Below are 20440 nucleotides of genomic sequence, written 5' to 3' on the forward strand. Positions count from 1 at the left end.
ATGCAGTATTAAAATCGTAGATGCTCATCCCACTCCTTATGACAGCATATGACTTCATAAACCTCGGGATGATGTAGAGCTGATTGTCAGTGCCTATGGTCCACGTTATAGATGAGTAAGCATTCTGTCTTTTCATCGCAAACCGGACACAACGTTGAGTGAGGCACTATCCGTCTGTAGACCTGATTGTATTTATACACCTGTCTTTTTTGATAGGTGTTTTTTTTGTCTGTAGAAAAGTAAGGATAGGCTTCAGGTAGTTTGCCATGAGTTCTAATGGTGAATGCACCTCGGTTAACGACTCAATTGCATCTCATATATTTCATCGTTAACTGAGGTGTGCCTCCGCGCTTTTATACTTCGACTTCGCTATCACGCTTCAAGGTCAGCATAAAGCCTTTATTGCGGGTTTGGGTGGCTTCTTCACGCTTTTGCAATCTGTCCAGTGCATCGGCAAGCCATGCATAATCATGAGCATCTGGTCGCTGTGCAAGCGCTGTTTTAAATGCTGACTCAGCATTCGCCCATTCACCATGGCGCAAGGCAACCTGTCCCAGTGTACTATTTAGCAATGGAGTTGCACCATGTTGCTTTAACAGGTGAGAGAGGGCCTTTTGTATGGTTTCAGAATCACTTGCCTTAAGGTGGGGAATTAATAGCAGCAGACGTTCATCGTAGTGTTGTTTTAATCCGTCCAAAATGATTTGCTGGGCAGTCTCGTGATCATTACATTCAATCAAATGCTCAGCCATGGCGACTTGCAACACAATGTCATTGCGAATTTTACGGCTTTGATCTTTCCACCATATTTTCAGTCCCGTACAGCCTTTCTCTGCCATAACCTGATTCATTAATCCGATATAGGCTTGTTGACGCAATTTAAGGATCTCTTCTTCACTGTGCAGATTAGCTTTCAGTATAGAAGGCAAGATATCAATCAGGGATTGATAAGCACCTGAAAGAGAGTAAGCTTGTTCCGCCAATCGCAACAATTCAGGGTGACGAGGGGCATGATCCAACAGCTTGTCCACGCCAACGCGTGCGGCATAAATTTCACCTTGTGCCAATTGGACACGGATACGGGTAATATCAACAGGGAGCAGGTCTTTATCAGCAACTGCTGCCGCTTGTTCAATATATTGATTGGTGCGGAAATAATCACCGCGCCGTTGGGCTGCCTCTGCCGCCAGCAGATAATTCACAACAGGAAGTTCTGCATGGTCAGCGTTGCGAGCCATCAGGCGCTCAACTTGCTTGAAGTCCCCTTCGGCGAATTTCAGCAGCGCCTGTTTGGTTTGTGAACGAGCACGACTACGTTTATATCCACCAAAGAGCCAGCTATGGGTGAACGTGCTGGTACGTTTTAAGCGACGATAACACCAGCCGATAAAAATCAGCAGAAATTGTAGCAGAAGGAAGATAATCACCAGACCGGTGATACTGGTGGTGATATTGGACTTGTCTGTCTGGATCAAAACATATCCTTGATGACCTGACATCAAGGGGCCAACTACGATCCCCACAATAAGGATAATGAACAGTAAGAATATTTTCAGCACGTTCAGTTCTCCTTAACGGGGGTTTTTGCCTGATCGGTGGTTTCTGTTGTCGACCGTGATTGTGCCTCAGGCTGAATTTCAGGTTGGGAACCTGGTTGGGGTTGCTTAGAATGCGGTAAGTTATAGATACGCTTACGAACCAGCTCTGCCAATATTGGCTGACTGCTCAGTTGTTCAGGAACATCAATGGACAACGGTCTCTTTTGTAGTGAAACAACATTTTTTAAAAAGTCTTCTGCCTCAGGGTAAGAGGTATCAAAATAGGCATTCACCCATGATTGAACATCTTCCAATGCGTCCTGATAAATTCTAACCTGGTGACGAGGAACCGCCTGCGCAGCAATCAGTAATTTGGAACGAATGTTCTCGCGCAGGTAAACACCTTGGTTAGGTGCCAGCAGCGGCTCTTTGCTGTTATCACGTGGGGTAATGGTAACGAAGTTGTCCATAAAGCTGTGCCAGCTATTGCTCAGGTTCTGGCGCCAATCAGCGAGGGAAGCCGTGATCCCATGATCGTTTGCTTTCTCTGATATGGCTTGTTCTATTTTATTGGCAAGGTGTAAATTATCGACTTGGTTTGATAACTGATTCAGCATTAGGATAATACCGTCTAAGTCAGTCTGTTTGATTTTGGTCAGGGAATCGATATCTGCCATGATAGCTTTACGAGCATAGAGCAGGCTGGGATCATCCATTTCCGCAAGGTTCTGGTCAGCATCTTTCAGCAAGGCGATGGCAGTGGTGATATCCTGTTCGCTCCATACTTTTCGACCCGCCATCTTAACGAAAGAGCTTGCCTGCGCCAGTCGCCAGTTTTCGATGTCAGTATTTGAAAATGCTGAAACACGGTTTTGAAGCTCTGCCATGCTACCATCCAGCCGCTGGTTTTGTGAGTGGGCTTGTTGTAAGGAATCTTCCAGCTCTTGGAGTTTGGAGTCAAAGTTTTGCTTATTGGCAGACTGCTGTTGTGTCAGAGAGGTAATCTCCTGTTGAAGAGCGAGATTTTCGGCTTTTAATACTGCATTCTGTTGTTGACCATGATGATAAATATAAATACCACCAACGCCTATCGCCAAAGAAATGGCAATTGAGAGCGTATTACCCACCCATCCATAACGCTTGGGTTTATGGGGAGCCGTTGCAGGCTGCTGAGGGCGTTTTGTCTCAACCGCATCGGTAGATTGTTTTTGTTCCGTCATAGTGGACATCCCATATTAATTTATTCCAGTGCCTGGATTAAGGCGTCATTATCTGCACTCTTGGCCACTTTTATTGTTTGCCAGCCCAAGGTTCGGGCGATATCAGCAAGACGTTTACTGACCACAATTAGCTTGCAATTCAGTAACCATACTTTTCCATCGCTATCAGTAACTAAGTTATATAGCAGTTGCAGCATTTCGCCACTTGTGACAACGATGGTTTTTATCCCACATTGCTGCCAGTGACGACTGAAATCGGCTGTATTGTATTTGACTGGCTGGCGTGAATAACATTCACAGTAATCTACTACACCTCCACGGAGCCTTAATGTGGAGGCAATCACTTCACGGCCGCCATTGCCTCGGAGCAATAAAATCTTTTTATTGCCCATTGTCTGTAAGGTGGGGAGTTGCAGTAGATCTTCACTGGTTTCACCTTGCTTAGAGTAGACAATTTCCAACCCAGTTAATTGATGAAACATCAGGGAAGTTGATTTGCCGATCCCATAATAGGATAACTGTTCAGGCCATGACTGGCCTGCTTGAATAAGCTGTTCATTGGCATAATGAACGGCATTTTTTGATAATAGGAAAACCAGATCTCCCGCAGATAGCCATTGCAGTTTTTGTGACAGGAATGGCAAATCTGCCCCCGATTGGATTTCGATGAGGGGAGCGCTGAAGGCTGATTTTCCAATAGACCGCAGTCGCTTGACCAATTCCTCTCCTGCGGGGACAGGGCGGGTGATCAGAATACTCATTTCGGTAGGTTCCTCTGGTATACGCTCGCCAGAATCTGGCGTGCGCCCTTCTCCAATAATTCTTCCGCCAATGCGATACCCGCTTGACGAGCCTCTTTGGGTGAGACCACTCTTTCCCCGCGTACGATCACTGTGCCATCAGGGGAACCCACTAGCGCGCGTAGCCAAATGCTCTCTCCCTGCCAGATGGCATAACTGCCAATTGGTACCTGACAACCCCCTTCAAGGCGGGTGTTCATTGCTCTTTCAGCAAGAACGCAAGCTTCTGTTCTTGCGTGGTTCAAGGGTGACAGCAGTTCACGGGTTTGACGATCATCGAGCCGACACTCAATGCCTACCGCCCCTTGACCGACAGCTGGCAGCAATAACTCAGGCTCTAATGGCATACGAATGCGTTCTTCCAGCCCCAGCCGTTTCAGGCCCGCTGTTGCAAGAATAATGGCATCATAATCGCCGTTATCGAGCTTGTTCAGACGGGTACCGACATTACCGCGTAAGTCACGAACAGCAAGATCAGGACGTAGCTGACGGATTTGGCATTGGCGGCGTAAACTGGATGTACCCACAATACTGCCAGCAGGTAGGTCATCGAGCGAAGCGTATTTTACTGAAACAAAAGCATCCCGTGGATCATCCCGTTCGCAGATTGTGACCAATCCCAAACCATCAGGAAATTCGACAGGGACATCTTTCATGGAGTGGACGGCGATATCAGCTCGCTTTTCGAGTAGAGCTAATTCCAATTCCTTCACAAACAGCCCCTTGCCTCCCACTTTTGCCAATGGAGTATCGAGGATAATATCACCGCGTGTCACCATTGGAACCAGCTCTACTTGCAATTCTGGGTGAAAGTGTTTCAGTTGCTTTTGAACATATTGCGCTTGCCACATAGCTAATGGGCTTTGGCGGGTAGCGATGCGAATGGTTTTCATTGTCATGGATAAATCTATTAGGTAAGTATATTGGGTAACTGTATTAACTAATGGTTTCTATATTCTTCATCTTTCAATTTTTGTTTCTTTATTGACCAGAGCATTAACTACTATGCAACTTGAATTGATGGAAAATAATGGTTTTTAGCCACCTGTTAGTCACCAATTAGTGAGAAAATAGTGTCAGTTTTAACATCTCAATGATTTTTTTTCCAGTTACGAGAAAGCCGGAGAAAATCAAAATAGTATATGGATATACAGTTTATGAAATAAAAATAATTTTAAATATTAAAATAATATTTTATTTTAATGAAGAAAATAAACAAAGAGATTGATTTAAAAGCAAATTGAAATTTGTGCTTAGCTTGATGATAAAAAGTGGTGAAAATATTTAACAATAAGAAAAATATTATTCAGTTAAATATTGATGAAAGAGTGATGTATTTACAATGCTTTACAACAGAGATATGAAAAATAATCAACAATAATAGTTATGCTAAAAAAGCATATTATTGTGTCTGTTTCGTGATTAACTTAATATTTTACAAAGAGTTAATTATATTTTAGCTATTGCAGGCGAAGAGAAAAGATGGTATTGCGTACTTTACGCTTTGATTGCAAGGTGTTAAATTGATCACGTTTCCGACAATAAGTTTGTAAAAATAATTTTAAATAATCTTGTAATACCACGCGTTATCGGAAACAGGGGACTACTTTAGGCACTGGAACTGATATCAGGCGAAACTCTTGTATCTCTATATTGAAACGCTGAAGCAGCGACTGGATGCAATTAACCAACTTAGATTAGAGCGCGCTACTAGCTTAATGAGTGACGCTTTCAAGCAAGTTTATAGTTTAATTCCAGTATTATTACATTATCATCATCCAATGATGCCAGGTTATATCAAAAGCGATGTTCCTCATGGTGTTTGCTTTTTTATGCCTGATGAAGCACAGCAGTTTTGGATTAATGATCTGGATTGCCTGCTTACCGGCATCCTGCCAGATGTATCGTCACATGCATCTAATGGTGAATTACCAATAACGGGAATTTACTCGATGGGCAGTACCTCTTCTATCGGGCAAAGTTGCTCTTCTGATTTGGATATTTGGGTTTGCCATCAATCCTGGTTGGATAGTGACGAAAAAGCTTTATTGGAACAAAAATGTACCTTGATAGAACAGTGGGCGGCTTCACTGGGTACTGAGGTTACTTTTTTTCTGATTGATGAAAACCGTTTTCGGCATAATGCCTCTGGTAGTTTGAACGGTGAAGATTGTGGTTCTACCCAACATATCCTTCTGCTTGATGAATTTTATCGCACAGCGGTTTGTATGGCTGGCAAACGCTTATTATGGGCAATGGTTCCGGTGGAAGAGGAAGTTCATTATGATGAGTACGTCCTTTCTCTCTATGCTCAGGGAGTGTTGACGCCAAATGAATGGTTGGATCTGGGCGGCTTGGGTGAATTATCCGCAGAAGAATATTTTGGGGCAAGCCTCTGGCAGCTTTACAAGAGCGTGGACTCTCCTTATAAGGCTGTATTGAAAAGCCTGCTGTTGGAAGCTTATTCATGGGAATATCCCAATGGAAAACTTCTGGCGATGGAAATGAAGCAGTATTTTCATGATGGTGCGATTGTTTCTTTTGGCCTCGATGCCTATAGCATGATGCTGGAACGTGTAACCCGCTATCTAACTGCCACGAATGACCTTGCGCGCCTTGATTTGGCGCGTCGTTGTTTTTATCTGAAGGTATGCGAGAAACTATTGGCAGGCCAGAATGACAAAGGTTGTACAGGATGGCGTCGTCAGGTTATGTCCCAGTTGGTGCGCGAATGGGGTTGGGATGACAGTAAACTGGCCATATTGGATAAGCGTAATGCATGGAAAATTGAGCAGGTACGTGATGCCCATAATGAATTGCTTGATACCATGATGCAGAGTTATCGCAATTTAATCCGCTTTGCCCGTCGCAATAATTTAAGTGTGAGTGCCAGCCCGCAAGATATTGGCGTATTAACCCGTAAATTGTATGCGGCTTTTGAAGCATTGCCCGGTAAAGTGACTTTGGTGAATCCTCAGATATCACCGGATCTGTCGGAAAAGGATCTGACCTTCATCTATGTCCCTCCGGGGCGAGTAAACCGCAGTGGTTGGTATCTTTACAACCATGCCCCTACGATTGAATCAATCATTGGTTATCAACCATTGGAATACAATCGCTATCTGAATAAATTAGTTTCCTGGACCTATTTCAATGGTCTGCTGGCTAAAGAAACTCGGTTTCATATTCATCACGGGGAATCTCAGTGTGACAGGCAGAAATTATGTGATTTGGTGGATGACATTGCCGCTCATTTCCCAATCCGTCTACCTGCCCCCACACCAAAAGCACTATATAGTCCTTGTGAAATCCGTCATTTGGCGATCATTGTCAATTTAGAACAAGATCCAACGGCTGCATTTTCTGATCAAATCGTTCGTTTTGATTTAAGGAACCTGAATGTTTTCAGTTTTGGCGAGTTGCAGCAATGTCTGGTAGGTAGCATTGATTTGCTTTATCGCAATTCATGGAATGAAGTGAGAACTTTGCATTTCAGTGGTGAACAATCGGTATTGGAAGCATTGAAGACCATATTGGGAAAAATGCATCAAGATGCAGCGCCGCCATCTGACGTTGAAGTATTCTGTTATAGCAAACATTTGCGTGGATTGATCCGCACACGTATCCAGCAATTAGTTTCGGAGTGTATAGAGTTACGCCTGTCCAGTAACCGACAAGATCCAAACCGTTTCAAGGCATTACGAATTTCAGGGCAAACATGGGGATTATTCTTCGAACGGTTAAACGTTTCGGTACAAAAATTGGAAAATGCAGTGGAATTCTATGGTGCGATTTCCAACACCAAATTGCATGGCCTGCCAGTCAAAATTGATACCAAAGAAAAACACTTACCGCCTGTAATAGACGGTTTTGCCTGTGAAGGAATTATCCAGTTCTTTTTCGAAGATATTGAGAACAAACAAGGGTTCAATATTTATATTCTTGATGAATCAAATCGGGTGGAAATTTATTCCCATTGTGAAGGCAGTAAAGAAGAGTTGGTGCGAGATATCAGCCGATTTTATTCATCATCACATGATCGTTTCACTTATGGCTCTAGTTTTGTCAATTTCAACTTACCGCAGTTCTATCAAATCGTTAAGAAAAGTGAGCGTACCCATATCACTCCATTTATAGAGGGAGTGTACCCAGTGGGTGATATAGAAGCGAATGATACAAGGCTCCCTATTAACGAGTGCCTTGATAAAACATGTGGGGCACATGCACACGATCCTTATCGTTCGCTGTATCACTATTGATATTATCAGTTAACTTAAACGCCTGTATCATCAGGCGCTTTTATTAGATATCTTTCGTTGACTAATTGTTTTTATTTGGTTTTGATGAAATTGGGTTTTAATGAAATATAGTCATGAAAATTGGAATGGTTCACCGCTTTGCTCAGTAATGGCTTGTGCCAGCATAGAGATAAAATCATTACCACTGCGGTCACAAATCCACTGGCTATCCCGATAATCAAAATGGTAACCGCCATTTTTGGTTGCCAGCCATATCTGATGGAAAGGCTCTTGACGGTTAATAATGATTTTGCTGCCGTTTTCAAAACTCAGCGTCATCACACCGCCGTTTGTTTCATAGTCGATATCCGCATCACCATCGTAATTATCCAGTTGCTCTTCAAGATGAAGCATCAATTGATCAGCTAATTGATGAAATTCGCTATCTTTCATGTTTATTTCCTATTTGCTTTTCAGGGCCTAGCTGCGATTATAGAGAGTATTGGCGCATGAATCACAGGCATTAATATAATGAAAAAACAACTTCGTTGGTCACTGGCTATCATAACATTACTTTCTCTGGCGGGTTGTGGCTTGAAAGGGCCCCTTTATTTTCCTCCTGCGGAAACATCTGCAACACAAGTACCTATACACAAAATGGATAAGATTCAGCCAGAAAGATTATTTAAAAACAGCTTATTAAAAGACAATATATCGATGAATGCTTAATGATAGTGATTTGGTAATGTGATTTCTCTTGGAGCCGTACATATATGCAGTTCTCCAAAATGCATGGTCTTGGCAATGACTTTATGGTCGTTGATGCAGTGACCCAAAATGTTTATTTTTCTCCAGAGTTAATTTGTCGTCTGGCTAACCGGAATACTGGGGTGGGTTTTGATCAACTTTTGATTGTTGAAGCGCCCTATGATCCTGACTTAGACTTTCATTACCGCATTTTTAATGCTGACGGCAGTGAGGTTTCCCAGTGTGGTAATGGGGCACGTTGTTTTGCCCGTTTTGTCCGTCTCAAAGGGTTGACCAATAAACGTGATATCAAAGTCAGCACGCAAGCGGGCCGAATGATATTAAGCATCACAAATGATGAGCAAGTCTGTGTCAACATGGGAGAGCCGGACTTTGAGCCGCAGCGTATTCCCTTTCGCGCCAATAAGGCTGAGAAAACCTATATTATCCGTACTAACGAACGTACGGTACTTTGTGGCGTTGTATCGATGGGAAATCCTCATTGTGTCATACAGGTTGAGGATGTGGACACTGCCGAAGTGGAAATATTGGGGCCCGTGTTGGAAAACCATGAACGTTTTCCTGAACGAGCCAATATTGGTTTCATGCAGATAATAAATCGGGGCCATATTCGGTTGCGTGTTTTTGAGCGTGGTGCTGGTGAAACCCGGGCATGTGGCAGTGGCGCATGTGCCGCAGTAGCTATCGGTATCCAGCAGGATCTGTTGGATAATCAGGTTCGGGTTGATCTTCCGGGTGGGGCACTGCAAATTCGCTGGGATGGGCCGGGCAAACCACTTTTTATGACTGGGCCTGCAACCCATGTTTATGATGGTACGATTCATTTGTGATTGATTCTGTGTTTGCTGAGTCTCTCTTGAAATATGGGGCATTGGAAAATGAGTGAAAAAGACGATCCATTGCACAGCGGAAACAGGCTGGATGATCAGACAGTCGTGGATTATTTATTGAATAATCCGGATTTTTTTATCCGTAATGCCAATATGGTCGATAAGATAAGAGTTCCTCATCCAGTGCGGGAATGTGTCTCTTTAATGGAATGGCATATGAACCGCCAGAGGAAACGTATCTGTTATTTGGAAGACGATCTGAACCATTTGATAGAGCAGGCGAAACAGAACGAAGTGCTGTTCAGCAGCCTATTGCAATTACTGTCAGACCTCTCTGGTGCCAAGAGTTTGCAGGATTTTCTTTCATGCTTAACTTCATGGTCGAAAACATTGGGATTGAGTAACAGTTATATTCGGTTGTTCAGTGATAAATGGCATCTTGGTGCACCACTGAATGTGCCGGAGCTGGCTATTTCCCGTCAGGCCTTTGAATCCGTCCGCATAAAGCGATTCGGGGAAAAAAATCATTATCTTGGCCGATTGCATGGCCCGGAGATTTTATTGTTGATGCCACAGGCACTCCATGTTGGCTCAGTGGCGATTTCCCTTTTAGGATCACGAGGGGAGTTGGGCATGGTCATTTTCAATAGCCATGATAAACAGCACTATCACGAAGGCATGGGAACTGACATTCTCGCCCATTTGGCGAAGCTGTTGCCGGGTTTGTTGTCCCGTTGGATTGAACGCGCATGACTCAGCCGATTGATTTACTGTTAACGCCCGTGGAAGACTTCTTGCGCTATTTGCGGGTTGAGCGACGTTTAAGCCCCGTCACGATCACTAACTATCGACGCCATTTGGCAGTTTTGGCGGAAATGTCACTGGAAATGGGGATACGTGAGTGGCAGGAGTTAGATCCGGCTAAAGTCAGAATGTTTGCTTCCCGTAGTCGTCGGGCAGGATTGCAGTCTGCCAGCATTGCGTTGCGTTTTTCTTCTTTGCGTAGTTTTCTTGACTGGATGGTAATGCAAAATAAGTTGGCAGCCAATCCCGCTAAAACAGTCAGTACCCCCCGTAAAAAACGCCACTTACCTAAAAACATGGATGTGGATGAAGTTAACCAACTACTCAATATTAATCTGAACGATCCGTTGTCAGTGCGTGACAGAACCATGCTAGAAGTGATGTACGGAGCGGGATTGCGTTTGTCTGAGCTGGTAGGTTTGGATTGTCACCATTTGGATTTGGAAGAAGGGGAAGTTTGGGTACATGGCAAGGGCAGCAAAGAGCGTAAAGTGCCGTTTGGCCGTATGGCGCAGGAGTGGCTCCAGCATTGGCTGGATATGCGGGAATTGCTTGAGCCGGAAGATGATGCGGTTTTCATTTCCACCAAGAGCGGAAAACGTATTTCTGCCCGTAATGTACAGAAACGGTTTAAACAGTGGGGGATTCGGCAAGGTGTTAGCAGCCATGTTAACCCTCATAAATTGCGTCACTCTTTTGCCACACATATTCTGGAATCCAGCGGTGATCTGCGAGCAGTGCAGGAATTACTGGGTCACGCGAACCTGTCGACCACCCAGATCTATACCCATTTGGACTTTCAGCATTTGACCAAAGTCTATGATGTGGCTCACCCCAGAGCCAAACGAGGAAAATCATAATGCGTTTTTATCGGCCTATCGCGCCGTTTGCTGCGATGACATTCGATCTGGATGATACGCTTTACGATAACCATCCTGTAATCGATAAAACCGAAAAAGAAGTATTGTGTTTTATCAGGCAGTACGATACCAAATTCGGTCACTTTGGGCATGAAGATCTGCATGTATACCGCCGGGCGGTTCTTGAACAGGAACCCGATATTTATCATGATGTAACTTCATGGCGTCGGCAATCCGCAGAACTCATGTTTACCCACCATGGCTTCAATGATGAAGAAACAGTACGTGGTACGAATGAAATTATGTCTTGTTTTATGTACTGGCGTAACCAAATCACTGTTCCGGAATCTACCCATAAAACTTTGTCCATACTGGCGGAAAAAATGCCGTTAGTGGCAATTACCAATGGGAACGCTGAACCTGCTGCATGTGGGCTTGCCCGTTATTTTGAATTTGTATTGAAAGCGGGCATTGATGGGCGTTCCAAACCTTATCCTGATATGTATCAGCTCGCGGCAGAGCGGCTCAACCTACCGATAAATCAGATCCTGCATGTGGGGGATAATCTGTATACCGATGTAGAAGGGGCACTTTGCAGTGGTATGCAAGCCTGTTGGATTAACATCGAAAATAAAAACTTGATGCAGGAATCTGAAGGGCGTCTGGTGCCACATATTGAGATTTCTGATTTGGCTTCTTTGATAGCACTGATATAATTTCAGATTGAAATCTATATAAAAATATTAACAACTGACGGTAATTATGGACGTTTCTTATCTGCTCGAAAGCCTCAATGATAAACAACGTGAAGCGGTCGCCGCTCCCCGTAGTAATATGTTAGTGCTGGCTGGCGCTGGCAGTGGTAAAACGCGCGTGCTGGTTCATCGGATTGCCTGGTTACTGTCAGTTGAAAATGCTTCGCCGTTTTCCATCATGGCGGTCACATTTACGAATAAAGCGGCTGCTGAGATGCGGCACCGAATTGAAAACCTGATTGGCACCAGTCAGGGCGGAATGTGGATCGGCACATTTCATAGTCTTGCTCACCGCTTGTTGCGCGCCCATCACCTTGATGCAAATTTGCCGCAGGATTTCCAGATCCTTGATAGCGAAGATCAGCACCGCCTCATCAAACGCATCATTAAAGCGATGAATCTGGATGACAAACAGTGGCCAGCCCGTCAGGGGATGTGGTACATCAATGGCAAAAAAGATGAAGGATTGCGTCCACAGCACATTGAAAGTTATGGCAATCCGGTAGAGGCAACCTGGCTGAAAATCTATCAGGCTTATCAGGAGGCGTGTGACCGCGCAGGGCTGGTGGATTTTGCGGAATTATTGCTACGCGCCCATGAACTTTGGCTGAACAAGCCGCAGATCCTGCAACACTATCGTGAGCGTTTCACAAATATTCTGGTGGATGAATTTCAGGATGCCAACAGTATTCAATACGCTTGGATTCGTCTTCTGGCTGGTGATAGCGGCAAGGTCATGATTGTCGGGGACGATGACCAGTCCATTTATGGCTGGCGTGGTGCGCAGGTAGAAAATATCCAGCGTTTCCTCAAGGATTTTCAGGGAGCGGAAACGCTCCGTCTGGAACAGAATTACCGTTCGACCAGCAATATCCTTAAAGCTGCCAATGCCCTGATCGCCCATAACAGTGATCGTTTGGGCAAGAATTTGTGGACAGAAGGGAGCGAGGGAGAGCTAATTTCACTTTATTGCGCCTTCAATGAATTGGATGAGTCCCGTTATGTTGTCGGCCGTATCAAGCATTGGTTGGATAATGGCGGCGCCCTGAAAGAGTGTGCGATCCTGTATCGAAGTAATGCCCAATCCCGCGTCTTAGAAGAAGCCTTGCTACAGGCTTCCATGCCTTACCGAATTTATGGTGGCCAGCGTTTCTTCGAACGTCAGGAAATCAAAGATGCTTTATCCTATTTGCGTTTGGTAGCAAACCGTCACGACGATGCTGCTTTTGAGCGTGTGGTGAATACACCAACACGTGGCATTGGCGACAGGACGCTTGATGTTGTGCGCCAAGCGGCGCGGGATCAGCAAAAAACCTTGTGGGAAAGTAGCCTGGTATTGATACAGGAAAAAGTGCTGGCTGGCCGTGCGGCATCTGCGTTGCAACGCTTCATCGAATTGATTGATGCGCTGGAAACAGAAACGCAGGAAATGCCATTGCACGTGCAGACCGATCGCATTATCCGTGACTCTGGTCTATGGGCCATGTATCAACAGGAAAAAGGCGAAAAGGCGCAGGCCCGTATCGAAAACCTTGAAGAATTGGTCACGGCAACCCGCCAATTCAGCTACCAGGACGAAGATGAGAACCTGCTGCCATTGCAAGCTTTCCTTTCCCATGCCGCACTTGAATCGGGGGAAGGTCAGGCAGATGCCTATCAGGATGCGGTGCAACTGATGACTTTACATTCAGCGAAAGGTTTGGAATTCCCGCAAGTTTTTATTGTGGGTATGGAAGAGGGCATGTTTCCGAGTCAGATGTCCATTGAAGAAGGTGGTCGGTTAGAGGAAGAGCGTCGTCTGGCCTATGTAGGCGTTACCAGGGCGATGGAAAAACTGACGCTGACTTATGCGGAAAGCCGTCGTTTATATGGCAAGGAAGTGCATCACCGCCCATCTCGTTTTATTGGAGAATTACCGACAGAATGCGTGGCAGAAGTTCGCTTGCGGGCAACGGTATCCCGTCCGGTCAGCCACAAACGGCTGGGTACGCCTATCAGTGCTAATGATAGTGGTTATGCTCTTGGACAGCGTGTGCGCCATCCTAAATTTGGTGAAGGGACGATTATCAATATGGAAGGCAGTGGGGAACATTGCCGCCTGCAAATCGCGTTTCAAGGTGAAGGTATTAAGTGGCTGGTGGCTGCTTATGCCAGACTCGAAACAGGCCAATAATCCGGTTGAATGTTGACAGGCTTTTTCTTCTAAGCGTAACATTCGCGCCTTACGATAAACGTAGGGAGTATAAGGAGACTTATGGTACATGCTGAACGCATTTAAATTAGAGAATAATCGCCTGCTCCGTCTTGAACTTGAAGAAGGTGATAAGTTATCTGACGCCATGTGGGTAGATTTAGTGGGTCTGGGGGATGATGATCGCCTCCGAGTCCAGAATGAGCTGGGACAAGTCCTGGCGACCCGCACCGAGTTGGATGACATCGAGGCATCAGCCCGTTTTTTTGAAGATGAAGATGGTATGCACGTCCATTCATTCTTCTACTTTGAAGATGCCGAAGACCATGCTGGCAACTCGACAGTCGCATTTACCATCCGTGACGGTCGTCTCTACACATTGCGAGAGCGTGAACTCCCTGCATTTCGATTATACCGAATGCGTGCCCGTAACCAGACGATGGTTGATGGGAATGCCTATGAGTTGTTGATGGATTTGTTCGAAACCAAAATCGAACAATTGGCTGATGTCATTGAAAACATCTATAGCGTGCTGGAATCCCTGAGTCGGGTCATTATGAACGGTAAACAGGGCGATGAATTTGATTCTGCTTTGTCTAATCTTGCTGAGCAGGAAGATATTGGCTGGAAAGTCCGCTTGTGCCTGATGGATAGCCAGCGCGCACTGAACTTCCTTGTGCGCCGTGCCCGCTTGCCTGCTAATCAATTGGAACAGGCTCGCGAAATTCTACGAGATATTGAATCTTTGCTGCCGCACAATGAGTCCTTGTTCCAGAAAGTTAACTTCTTGATGCAAGCTGCGATGGGCTTTATCAACATCGAGCAGAGCCGCATTATCAAGATTTTCTCCGTTGTTTCCGTGGTATTCCTGCCACCGACGCTGGTAGCGTCCAGCTACGGTATGAACTTCGAATTTATGCCGGAGTTGCATTGGACATTCGGCTATCCTGCGGCCATTGGATTGATGATAGCAGCGGGTTTGGCTCCTTATCTCTACTTCAAACGCAAAAATTGGCTGTAGTTATCTCACCAGCTATCTATCTTCTTATCTTCTAAGTAATTGCTTTGCAGGCTGATTTCACTAACCCAAAAGTATAATTATCTATGCTTTTGGGCACTATTCTTTTGTTGCTGTACTACAACAACTTTGCCTATTGGTTGAGAATGCAAGGCATTCATATCTCTCATATCAAGCAAAATGGAAATAGAGTGGTTTTGTGTGTAAATTGATCTGCCATAGATATTAGCATATGCTGTGCATATGTAATTCAACATGGGAGATTTGACATGAGAACTGTAGCTATTTTCAAAAATGGTAATAACCGTGCTATCCGCTTACCCAAGGATCTAGATTTTGAGGGTGTCAATGAACTGGAAATTATCCGAGAAGGGGAAACCATTATATTGCGTCCAGTAAAACCTAGCTGGAATTCATTTTTATATGAAGATAAAGCCGATAAGGATTTTCTATCTGAACGCCCAGATATTATTGAGGAAGGGCGTATTAAATTATGAAAAAAACTTACATGCTGGATACCAACATTTGTTCATTCATTATGCGCGAACAGCCCATTGCTGTGATTGCTCAATTGCAGCAATGTGTGATGAACAATCATCCAATAGTTGTCTCTGCTATTACTTATTCGGAAATGCGTTTTGGGGCGGTTGGGAAAAAAGCTTCTCCGAAACATGTTGTGTTGGTTGACGAATTTTGTAGGCGATTGGATAGGATTTTGCCGTGGGATAAATCCGCGGTAGACGAAACGACTAAAGTAAAAATAGCTTTGGCTGCTGCCGGTACGCCAATCGGACATAATGATACCGCTATTGCGGGGCATGCTTTGTCTGTAGGAGCTACATTGGTAACAAATAATACCCGTGAGTTTTCTCGTGTAGTTGGGTTGTCATTAGAGGATTGGACTAAAATTTATTAATATTATTAATAACATCGTGAATCAACTAACGAGAAAACTGACCCATTTAGTTAATGCCTTGGGTCAGTTTAGAAATGTCGTTTAAAGAATTTGATTACTTCCGTAAACGACGTTGCGTATAGAGCGCATCCAGTATAAACAGAATTAAGGCAGCCCAAATAAAACCAAAAGTGATCAAACGATCTGATCCAATTTTCTCACCATAAACTAACGTTGCCAGCAAGAACATCAATGTTGGACCAAGATACTGGAATAAGCCCAGTGTAGACAAACGCAGATGCGCAGCGGCTGCGGTGAAGAACAGCAGTGGTACTGTCGTAATAATACCGGCAGCAATCAACATGAGGTTCAAAGAGTACGTATTATCCAACATATTACTTGTCGGGCTATGGGTGAAAAATAACAGGTAAGTTAAGGCGACAGGGAATACCCAAGTTGTCTCAATCAACATACCTGTCTGTGCATCAACTCCCATTTTTTTGCGGATCAATCCATAGACGGCAAATGTCGTCGCTAAGTACAAACCAATCATCGGTACAGAACCAAACTGCCATAGCTGGATCAATACACCAGTAAAGGCCAATCCCACAGCAATCCATTGCATACGGCGGAAACGTTCACCAAGAAATATCATACCAAACAGAACATTAACCAGTGGGCTAATAAAATAACCCAGACTCGCTTCCAGTAAATGTCCATTATTGACTGCCCAGATATAGGTAAGCCAGTTACTGGTAATAGTGAAAGCAGTGATGCCTAGCAACAGCAGTATTTTCGGCTGGCGAACAACAGCCCAAACCTGGCGCCAGTGACGAGTCACTGTCAGCATCAGCACCATAAAGAAAACCGACCATATAACACGATGTGACACAATTTCATCTGGGGGCACATATTGTATGGTCTTGAAGTAGATGGGTGCTAATCCCCAAATAAGATAAGCCCCTAAGGCATACAAGATACCTTTGGCAGTCTGTTGGTTACTCATAATATCCTTGAATGTTGAGAGAATGTTCAGAAAATCAGAAGAGCTTATTAAGGTGATAGCTCATAGAACTATACAATGTGTCATTGGGATGAATGATTTACAAGTAGTTAATGGCATGAATAATAAATTAAATTTTTCCAATTAGCCAAATAGCACTTTATGCTAAATTGTTATGTTTGGGTAACAGGATTATCTATTTTTATGCGGAAAACTCATTTATTACATAAGTAGTCTGAATGTTGGAGAGGATCTAACAGTGAACCACGTTGGCAAGCGATATTGACATATTTACACTATCAAACTATCTGAATCCCATCATCGTTCTAATTGGTAATTCAGATTTATCAGGGCAATCTAGTCCTCGTATTTTGACTGCAAGATCGTTATTTCTCAACTCATTACATAGTTGTGCAATGTCTTTCGGAGTCCAATAGATATTTTTTCCATATCCTATTCTCTGAATTGGGTTTAATAAACTTTCCACACCACCCGCTGTTAATATTCTGGCAACTATTGTTGCGCAATTTTTACTGAAAGTACTATAGCTATGGCTCACATGATAGTTGCCATATGTTTTCCCAATATAGATTTCACTCTTTTTTTCCTGCATTTTTTCAACATTTAAGTTGATAAGCAAATATTCCAGATGGGGTTGTAGTATAAAATCTTTCTGAATATTACCGAAGGTTCCTGCAAATGATAAGCCTCCTCGATACCTGTTGGGATCAGAATAGAAACTGACATAATTATTATCTGTTGGAGATGGTGGATGCTGTATGGATGTTGAAGGCCAATCTCTTTCAGTAACGTTGTAAGGAGCAGGAGAACCGGCACCCCGTGAGAAGATAGAACCCCTTGAAGGACTTCTTTCATGTCTTGAAAAAATGGAAGAAGCTGAACGTCTCCTTTCAGTTGGTGGTATGGGGCTTGCTGGTGTGGAATTTTGCGGTGTTGGGGGTTCCGTAACCCCAATTGACCAGGGGCATCTGGGTACTCCACCAATATAGATAGAGGCATGCCCTGCAACAAATTTGTGGCAGGGATACCAAATATAGACAACGGCAGAGACGGGAGTCCCCGCGAGGATTTTTTGTTCTGCTTTGGTTCTTGGGGTCATAGCTTGTTCTCTGGCTGGTTTATTGATTGATGTTTCAATAAATAACTTTGTAAGACAAGTTGTTGCGACTTTTTGGTATTGCCGGAATTGGCGATTGTTAAGATGAGCGCCGTATAATGACTGATGCAGCACGGTTTGTTCATTAAGTCGGGGTATCATATACCCAGAGTGGCGGTCTGTTAATAGGTGATTTGGGGGAGCTACCACAGATGGGATACGTGCTGCAAAATGACAAGGCCAAAGCCCCGCGTGCAATCCATCTTAAAGGGCAATGGCTTAAGGCCGCTGGGTTCGATAAAGGTTGCACCCTGACCGTGAAGATTATGGACGGCTGTCTGGTGCTTATTCCTGATACTGACGACACCCGCACCATCAAGCAACAGTATCGATGCCAGCAAGACCAGTTCAGTGAAATTAAGCTGAGAATGCGGGAGCTTATTGGGGATTAGAGGGCTGGATGATGATAAAAAGCCGGAATAATTTATATCCCGGCTCAGATATTCTCGAATAGCATAATTATTTCTTTGCAATAAAATAAGAAAAAGGGTTGTGATATCAATTTATTGATCATGTATAATCTTTCTATTTGGAGAACATTCAAATGGCAAAGATTGATGTAACCTGCCCCGCTTGTCGTGCGTTTAAAGGGATCCATCGCAATGGGCGCTCACGTTCTGGTCATCAGCGTTATCTTTGCCAATCCTGCCGTCATTCCTGGCAACTTGAGTTCACTTATGCCGCATGTCGCCCCGGAACCCATAAGCAAATCGTCGATATGGCCATGAATGGCCTGGGATGTCGGGCGACAGCGCGGGTGATGGGGATTGGCCTAAATACCGTGCTTCGCCACTTAAAAAGCTCAAACCCAAATCAGTAACAGAAGCCATTGCACCCGGCACCGAAGTGATTATCTGCTGTGAAATGGATGAACAATGGTCGTACGTGAAGTCAAAGAAACAGTCGCACTGGCTCTTTTACGCCTACGACAGGACAAGACGAAAAGTGATCGCACATGTTTTTGGTTCAAGGACAAAGAAAACATTAATGCGCCTGATGGCCTTGCTGGCACCTTTCAATATCGTTATTTATATGACAGATGGCTGGAAAAGTTATGAAAAATCAATGGCAGGGTTAGCGCTCGCTAGTCCAACATCAAGTTGGAAGGGATTCGATAAACTCTCTGTCAGTGTGAAATTCGTAACTACAAAAGTTTTCGGCGATAAACTACCTGTGCTCAGCGTGAACAGCAGACCGTCAGAAGATTGGTTGCCCTTTTTTAATGACATATTGTTCTCCCGTATTTAGCGCTAATGAGCGCATTATTCTGCTACCAGTTGTTTCTTATTAGAGTGATAACGGAACGTGTTTAATGCGGAGGACATTGAGAATGATAAAAGTGTTGACGGCTTGTGCTTGATAAACATTTGGCAGAGGGAGACGGCATTCTTCCCTGAACCGACAACGAGAGCGACAATCCATATGTCCTTACCCCAAAAACTTAAAAGTTTTGTCGTTCAGATAACAAAAAGGAGGATATAGCACTTCTTTGGTCTGTATAATAAATGATCACACAAATGTGATTGGAATCACTTAATAATTTATGTAAATCAATGAATTATAAACTAATGGTGGGGTTAAAAATGAACATGCCCATGAAAAGGGAACGTGTTTTGCTGGCACATTCCTTCATTTATTTTAAGTTTGTATTTTGGGCATGAATTGGGTATTAGTTTTAGGTATTAGGGTTTGAAAACATCAGCCAACCAAATAAGTCCCCATTGCACTAGCGATATGCATTTGTTTTTCATTATGCAATTCAATTCTGGCGACAGAGACTTTATTGCCAGCGCGGATAAGATTGCAACTGGCAGTAAATACTTCACCACGCCCGGGGCGCAGGTAATCCACGCGCAAATCAATCGTGCCCAATGTCGTCAGACGTTTTTGGATCTCTGCGATGGTTATTGTTTCAATTGATATCAATGCATTACCTGCACAAACCAGCCCTCCAGCAACATCTAATATGGAAGCGATTGCACCACCGTGTAGAATTTTATGAATCATATTGCCGATCAATTTTTCTTGGTAGCAAAATTGCAGTTCTGCGTAGTCTTGTTCGAAGCGGAGCAGTTCGAGACCCAACAGGCGATTGAATGGCATATGATAAACAAAGAGTTCACCTATAAATTTACGGGCTTCTTCTGGGGTTAAGATGGTGTCTACTGGCTGAATATTTTCCATGGTGATTTTCCTGATAACCTGATAATAAAAAGTAAAATCAACGGGTATTAAATGGGCTTATATGGTTAATTGATTGTTAAGTTTATGCTTTCATTATCGACTTTGCCAGTCTGTGAAGCGCTTCGAGAAACAATTCATGGGAAAAAAACGGACTACAAA

The 20440-nt window shown here is 44.0% G+C and carries 19 protein-coding genes and 1 pseudogene; 12 read left to right on the forward strand and 8 right to left on the reverse strand.

The window, feature by feature from the left end:
• Positions 1-353: 353 nt before the first annotated feature.
• The 4 genes from hemY to hemC are packed head-to-tail and all read right to left on the reverse strand — an operon-like array spanning position 354 to position 4457.
• On the reverse strand, positions 354-1559 hold the full coding sequence (gene hemY, locus Xets_RS01035; protein WP_099133107.1) for a protoheme IX biogenesis protein HemY: 1206 nt from the start codon (positions 1557-1559) through the stop codon (positions 354-356).
• Positions 1560-1561: 2 nt separating this feature from the next.
• On the reverse strand, positions 1562-2758 hold the full coding sequence (gene hemX, locus Xets_RS01040; RefSeq protein WP_099133108.1) for a uroporphyrinogen-III C-methyltransferase: 1197 nt from the start codon (positions 2756-2758) through the stop codon (positions 1562-1564).
• Between the two features lie 20 nt (positions 2759-2778).
• Positions 2779-3519: a uroporphyrinogen-III synthase gene (hemD, locus tag Xets_RS01045; RefSeq protein ID WP_099133109.1), complete on the reverse strand. Its 741-nt coding sequence runs from the start codon at positions 3517-3519 to the stop codon at positions 2779-2781.
• Positions 3516-4457, reverse strand: coding sequence for a hydroxymethylbilane synthase (hemC, locus tag Xets_RS01050; RefSeq protein ID WP_099133110.1), 942 nt, complete (start codon positions 4455-4457; stop codon positions 3516-3518). Before hemC ends, hemD begins: the two co-directional genes overlap by 4 nt.
• Positions 4458-5198: 741 nt before the next feature.
• Between hemC and Xets_RS01055 the strand changes: the two genes are divergently transcribed.
• Complete coding sequence (locus Xets_RS01055) at positions 5199-7817, forward strand: class I adenylate cyclase (RefSeq protein ID WP_187651058.1); 2619 nt, start codon at positions 5199-5201, stop codon at positions 7815-7817.
• 111 nt (positions 7818-7928) lie between these two features.
• Here Xets_RS01055 and cyaY read toward each other — a convergent pair whose 3' ends face one another.
• The gene (cyaY, locus tag Xets_RS01060) at positions 7929-8249 is read right to left on the reverse strand and encodes an iron donor protein CyaY (RefSeq protein ID WP_099133112.1); all 321 of its coding nucleotides are present in this window, start codon (positions 8247-8249) and stop codon (positions 7929-7931) included.
• Positions 8250-8327: 78 nt separating this feature from the next.
• Here cyaY and Xets_RS01065 point away from each other — a divergent pair, with 78 nt between their 5' ends.
• The 9 genes from Xets_RS01065 to Xets_RS01105 all read left to right on the forward strand — a co-directional run bounded on the left by Xets_RS01065 (position 8328) and on the right by Xets_RS01105 (position 15938).
• Entirely contained in the window at positions 8328-8525 is a 198-nt protein-coding gene (locus Xets_RS01065) for a lipoprotein (protein ID WP_099133113.1), read from the forward strand.
• 44 nt (positions 8526-8569) lie between these two features.
• Positions 8570-9394: a diaminopimelate epimerase gene (gene dapF / locus Xets_RS01070; protein ID WP_099133114.1), complete on the forward strand. Its 825-nt coding sequence runs from the start codon at positions 8570-8572 to the stop codon at positions 9392-9394.
• A 48-nt stretch (positions 9395-9442) separates the two neighbouring features.
• Positions 9443-10147: a DUF484 domain-containing protein gene (locus Xets_RS01075; RefSeq protein WP_167450606.1), complete on the forward strand. Its 705-nt coding sequence runs from the start codon at positions 9443-9445 to the stop codon at positions 10145-10147.
• Positions 10144-11058: a tyrosine recombinase XerC gene (gene xerC, locus Xets_RS01080; protein WP_187651059.1), complete on the forward strand. Its 915-nt coding sequence runs from the start codon at positions 10144-10146 to the stop codon at positions 11056-11058. The genes Xets_RS01075 and xerC overlap by 4 nt, the downstream gene beginning before the upstream one ends.
• Positions 11058-11774: a 5-amino-6-(5-phospho-D-ribitylamino)uracil phosphatase YigB gene (gene yigB, locus Xets_RS01085; protein WP_099133117.1), complete on the forward strand. Its 717-nt coding sequence runs from the start codon at positions 11058-11060 to the stop codon at positions 11772-11774. The genes xerC and yigB overlap by 1 nt, the downstream gene beginning before the upstream one ends.
• A gap of 46 nt (positions 11775-11820) precedes the next feature.
• Complete coding sequence (uvrD, locus tag Xets_RS01090) at positions 11821-13986, forward strand: DNA helicase II (RefSeq protein WP_187651060.1); 2166 nt, start codon at positions 11821-11823, stop codon at positions 13984-13986.
• Between the two features lie 88 nt (positions 13987-14074).
• Positions 14075-15025 (forward strand): magnesium/cobalt transporter CorA, encoded by a 951-nt coding sequence (corA, locus tag Xets_RS01095; RefSeq protein WP_099133119.1) that lies wholly within the window; start codon positions 14075-14077, stop codon positions 15023-15025.
• A gap of 266 nt (positions 15026-15291) precedes the next feature.
• Positions 15292-15519, forward strand: coding sequence for a type II toxin-antitoxin system VapB family antitoxin (gene vapB / locus Xets_RS01100; protein ID WP_099133120.1), 228 nt, complete (start codon positions 15292-15294; stop codon positions 15517-15519).
• Positions 15516-15938 carry a type II toxin-antitoxin system VapC family toxin gene (locus tag Xets_RS01105; RefSeq protein ID WP_099133121.1) on the forward strand — a complete coding sequence of 141 codons (423 nt, stop codon included), beginning with the start codon at positions 15516-15518 and terminating at the stop codon, positions 15936-15938. Before vapB ends, Xets_RS01105 begins: the two co-directional genes overlap by 4 nt.
• A 94-nt stretch (positions 15939-16032) precedes the next feature.
• On the opposite strand, the gene rarD is transcribed toward Xets_RS01105, so the two are convergent.
• Positions 16033-16923, reverse strand: a complete 891-nt coding sequence (gene rarD / locus Xets_RS01110) for an EamA family transporter RarD (RefSeq protein ID WP_099133122.1) — start codon at positions 16921-16923, stop codon at positions 16033-16035.
• A gap of 301 nt (positions 16924-17224) precedes the next feature.
• Complete coding sequence (locus tag Xets_RS01115) at positions 17225-18172, reverse strand: hypothetical protein (RefSeq protein WP_143707530.1); 948 nt, start codon at positions 18170-18172, stop codon at positions 17225-17227.
• A gap of 77 nt (positions 18173-18249) precedes the next feature.
• On the opposite strand from Xets_RS01115, the gene Xets_RS01120 reads away from it, so the two are divergent.
• Together Xets_RS01120 and Xets_RS22715 are read left to right on the forward strand one after the other, a co-directional pair.
• A complete protein-coding gene (locus Xets_RS01120) occupies positions 18250-18489 on the forward strand; it encodes a SymE family type I addiction module toxin (RefSeq protein WP_099133124.1) in 240 nt (79 codons plus the stop codon).
• A 152-nt stretch (positions 18490-18641) separates the two neighbouring features.
• Positions 18642-19171, forward strand: a pseudogene (locus Xets_RS22715) (IS1 family transposase); the annotation flags it as partial.
• Positions 19172-19795: 624 nt separating this feature from the next.
• Here the strand turns inward: Xets_RS22715 and Xets_RS01135 are convergent.
• The gene (locus Xets_RS01135; protein ID WP_099133127.1) at positions 19796-20281 is read right to left on the reverse strand and encodes a thioesterase family protein; all 486 of its coding nucleotides are present in this window, start codon (positions 20279-20281) and stop codon (positions 19796-19798) included.
• Positions 20282-20440: the final 159 nt, after the last annotated feature.

Origin of the sequence: Xenorhabdus sp. TS4, from assembly GCF_014467265.1 — a bacterium.
GTDB classification, from domain to species: domain Bacteria; phylum Pseudomonadota; class Gammaproteobacteria; order Enterobacterales; family Enterobacteriaceae; genus Xenorhabdus; species Xenorhabdus ehlersii.

Bases quoted from the DNA above. Each gene is read 5' to 3' on its own strand.
- rarD (WP_099133122.1), bottom strand. From the start codon at position 16,923: ATGAGTAACCAACAGACTGCCAAAGGTATCTTGTATGCCTTAGGGGCT.
- corA (WP_099133119.1), top strand. From the start codon at position 14,075: ATGCTGAACGCATTTAAATTAGAGAATAATCGCCTGCTCCGTCTTGAA.
- dapF (WP_099133114.1), top strand. From the start codon at position 8,570: ATGCAGTTCTCCAAAATGCATGGTCTTGGCAATGACTTTATGGTCGTT.
- Xets_RS01065 (WP_099133113.1), top strand. From the start codon at position 8,328: ATGAAAAAACAACTTCGTTGGTCACTGGCTATCATAACATTACTTTCT.
- xerC (WP_187651059.1), top strand. From the start codon at position 10,144: ATGACTCAGCCGATTGATTTACTGTTAACGCCCGTGGAAGACTTCTTG.
- hemD (WP_099133109.1), bottom strand. From the start codon at position 3,519: ATGAGTATTCTGATCACCCGCCCTGTCCCCGCAGGAGAGGAATTGGTC.
- yigB (WP_099133117.1), top strand. From the start codon at position 11,058: ATGCGTTTTTATCGGCCTATCGCGCCGTTTGCTGCGATGACATTCGAT.
- Xets_RS01120 (WP_099133124.1), top strand. From the start codon at position 18,250: ATGGGATACGTGCTGCAAAATGACAAGGCCAAAGCCCCGCGTGCAATC.
- hemC (WP_099133110.1), bottom strand. From the start codon at position 4,457: ATGACAATGAAAACCATTCGCATCGCTACCCGCCAAAGCCCATTAGCT.
- Xets_RS01135 (WP_099133127.1), bottom strand. From the start codon at position 20,281: ATGGAAAATATTCAGCCAGTAGACACCATCTTAACCCCAGAAGAAGCC.
- Xets_RS01105 (WP_099133121.1), top strand. From the start codon at position 15,516: ATGAAAAAAACTTACATGCTGGATACCAACATTTGTTCATTCATTATG.
- Xets_RS01075 (WP_167450606.1), top strand. From the start codon at position 9,443: ATGAGTGAAAAAGACGATCCATTGCACAGCGGAAACAGGCTGGATGAT.
- vapB (WP_099133120.1), top strand. From the start codon at position 15,292: ATGAGAACTGTAGCTATTTTCAAAAATGGTAATAACCGTGCTATCCGC.
- hemX (WP_099133108.1), bottom strand. From the start codon at position 2,758: ATGACGGAACAAAAACAATCTACCGATGCGGTTGAGACAAAACGCCCT.
- cyaY (WP_099133112.1), bottom strand. From the start codon at position 8,249: ATGAAAGATAGCGAATTTCATCAATTAGCTGATCAATTGATGCTTCAT.
- uvrD (WP_187651060.1), top strand. From the start codon at position 11,821: ATGGACGTTTCTTATCTGCTCGAAAGCCTCAATGATAAACAACGTGAA.